This window comes from Priestia flexa (genome assembly GCF_021441905.1).
GTDB classification, from domain to species: Bacteria; Bacillota; Bacilli; order Bacillales; family Bacillaceae_H; genus Priestia; species Priestia flexa.
The window spans coordinates 3,777,501-3,780,000 of record NZ_CP090431.1 but is presented as its reverse complement, the minus strand read 5'-3'; the positions used below and the strand labels follow the sequence as shown (position 1 = coordinate 3,780,000).

The window sequence follows — 2,500 nt, the reverse complement described above, 5'->3', positions numbered from 1 at the left end:
TCCCCCGAAGGGGAACGCTCTATCTCTAGAGTTGTCAGAGGATGTCAAGACCTGGTAAGGTTCTTCGCGTTGCTTCGAATTAAACCACATGCTCCACCGCTTGTGCGGGCCCCCGTCAATTCCTTTGAGTTTCAGTCTTGCGACCGTACTCCCCAGGCGGAGTGCTTAATGCGTTAGCTGCAGCACTAAAGGGCGGAAACCCTCTAACACTTAGCACTCATCGTTTACGGCGTGGACTACCAGGGTATCTAATCCTGTTTGCTCCCCACGCTTTCGCGCCTCAGCGTCAGTTACAGACCAAAAAGCCGCCTTCGCCACTGGTGTTCCTCCACATCTCTACGCATTTCACCGCTACACGTGGAATTCCGCTTTTCTCTTCTGCACTCAAGTTCCCCAGTTTCCAATGACCCTCCACGGTTGAGCCGTGGGCTTTCACATCAGACTTAAGAAACCGCCTGCGCGCGCTTTACGCCCAATAATTCCGGATAACGCTTGCCACCTACGTATTACCGCGGCTGCTGGCACGTAGTTAGCCGTGGCTTTCTGGTTAGGTACCGTCAAGGTACAAGCAGTTACTCTTGTACTTGTTCTTCCCTAACAACAGAGTTTTACGACCCGAAAGCCTTCATCACTCACGCGGCGTTGCTCCGTCAGACTTTCGTCCATTGCGGAAGATTCCCTACTGCTGCCTCCCGTAGGAGTCTGGGCCGTGTCTCAGTCCCAGTGTGGCCGATCACCCTCTCAGGTCGGCTATGCATCGTTGCCTTGGTGAGCCGTTACCTCACCAACTAGCTAATGCACCGCGGGCCCATCTGTAAGTGATAGCCGAAACCATCTTTCAATTTTCTCTTATGCAAGAGAAAATGTTATCCGGTATTAGCTCCGGTTTCCCGGAGTTATCCCAGTCTTACAGGCAGGTTGCCCACGTGTTACTCACCCGTCCGCCGCTAACGTCATAGAAGCAAGCTTCTAATCAGTTCGCTCGACTTGCATGTATTAGGCACGCCGCCAGCGTTCATCCTGAGCCAGGATCAAACTCTCCGAAGAAATGTTTGACTTGCTCATAAAAGTTTAAAAAATTAACGTTGACGTTTGTCGCTTTGTTCAGTTTTCAAAGTTCAATTGGTGGAGCCTAGCGGGATCGAACCGCTGACCTCCTGCGTGCAAGGCAGGCGCTCTCCCAGCTGAGCTAAGGCCCCAGAAATGGTCGGGAAGACAGGATTCGAACCTGCGACCCCTTGGTCCCAAACCAAGTGCTCTACCAAGCTGAGCTACTTCCCGTTTATGGCGCGCCCGAGAGGAGTCGAACCCCTAACCTTTTGATCCGTAGTCAAACGCTCTATCCAATTGAGCTACGGGCGCTTATTAAAATGGTGCCGAGGGCCGGACTTGAACCGGCACGGTAGTCACCTACCGCAGGATTTTAAGTCCTGTGTGTCTGCCAATTCCACCACCCCGGCAGGACTTATTTGTGGAGCGGAAGACGAGGTTCGAACTCGCGACCCCCACCTTGGCAAGGTGGTGTTCTACCACTGAACTACTTCCGCGCATTATGAAATTAAATGGTGCGGGTGAAGGGACTTGAACCCCCACGTCGTAAAGACACTAGATCCTAAGTCTAGCGCGTCTGCCAATTCCGCCACACCCGCATGTGTGTATTTAAAATGGTGAGCCATGAAGGACTCGAACCTTCGACCCTCTGATTAAAAGTCAGATGCTCTACCAACTGAGCTAATGGCTCGAAAATGGTGCCGGCAAGAGGACTTGAACCCCCAACCTACTGATTACAAGTCAGTTGCTCTACCAGTTGAGCTACACCGGCAACATATTCATGGTGGAGGATGACGGGATCGAACCGCCGACCCCCTGCTTGTAAGGCAGGTGCTCTCCCAGCTGAGCTAATCCTCCATTGATATAACAGCCTGGCAACGTCCTACTCTCACAGGGACAAAGTCCCAACTACCATCGGCGCTAGAGAACTTAACTTCCGTGTTCGGTATGGGAACGGGTGTGACCTCTCTGCTATCGCCACCAGACATATTATATTATACAACTTCTTTGAAAAAAAGCAAGACTTTTTTATCTTGTTCTCTCAAAACTAGATAACATTTCGCTGAGTACTTCGTGTACTATTGTTTTGGTTAAGTCCTCGATCGATTAGTATCAGTCAGCTACACACGTCGCCATGCTTCCACCTCTGACCTATCAACCTGATCATCTTTCAGGGATCTTACTAGCTTGCGCTATGGGAAATCTCATCTTGAGGGGGGCTTCATGCTTAGATGCTTTCAGCACTTATCCCGTCCACACATAGCTACCCAGCGATGCCTTTGGCAAGACAACTGGTACACCAGCGGTGTGTCCATCCCGGTCCTCTCGTACTAAGGACAGCTCCTCTCAAATTTCCTACGCCCACGACGGATAGGGACCGAACTGTCTCACGACGTTCTGAACCCAGCTCGCGTACCGCTTTAATGGGCGAACAGCCCAACCCTTGGGA

9 tRNA genes and 3 rRNA genes (2 of these 12 only partly in view) are annotated in these 2,500 nt (G+C 51.5%); all 12 read right to left on the bottom strand.

Annotated features, from left to right (window positions below):
* Nucleotides 1–1,047, bottom strand: a 16S ribosomal RNA gene (locus tag LZP85_RS19465); it reaches 506 nt to the left of the window's first position.
* A gap of 76 nt (nt 1,048–1,123) precedes the next feature.
* Nucleotides 1,124–1,199 (bottom strand) — tRNA-Ala (locus LZP85_RS19460).
* Nucleotides 1,200–1,204: 5 nt separating this feature from the next.
* A tRNA-Pro gene (locus tag LZP85_RS19455) sits at nt 1,205–1,281 on the bottom strand.
* A gap of 4 nt (nt 1,282–1,285) precedes the next feature.
* Nucleotides 1,286–1,362, bottom strand: a tRNA-Arg gene (locus LZP85_RS19450).
* A 9-nt stretch (nt 1,363–1,371) separates the two neighbouring features.
* Nucleotides 1,372–1,460 (bottom strand) — tRNA-Leu (locus LZP85_RS19445).
* 12 nt (nt 1,461–1,472) lie between these two features.
* Nucleotides 1,473–1,547: transfer RNA gene (locus tag LZP85_RS19440), tRNA-Gly, on the bottom strand.
* Between the two features lie 16 nt (nt 1,548–1,563).
* Nucleotides 1,564–1,649 (bottom strand) — tRNA-Leu (locus LZP85_RS19435).
* A gap of 16 nt (nt 1,650–1,665) precedes the next feature.
* Nucleotides 1,666–1,741, bottom strand: a tRNA-Lys gene (locus tag LZP85_RS19430).
* A 5-nt stretch (nt 1,742–1,746) separates the two neighbouring features.
* Nucleotides 1,747–1,822, bottom strand: a tRNA-Thr gene (locus LZP85_RS19425).
* A gap of 10 nt (nt 1,823–1,832) precedes the next feature.
* A tRNA-Val gene (locus LZP85_RS19420) sits at nt 1,833–1,908 on the bottom strand.
* Between the two features lie 12 nt (nt 1,909–1,920).
* A 5S ribosomal RNA gene (gene rrf / locus LZP85_RS19415) occupies nt 1,921–2,036 on the bottom strand.
* A 101-nt stretch (nt 2,037–2,137) separates the two neighbouring features.
* Nucleotides 2,138–2,500 (bottom strand): 23S ribosomal RNA (locus LZP85_RS19410); it runs 2,572 nt beyond the window's last position.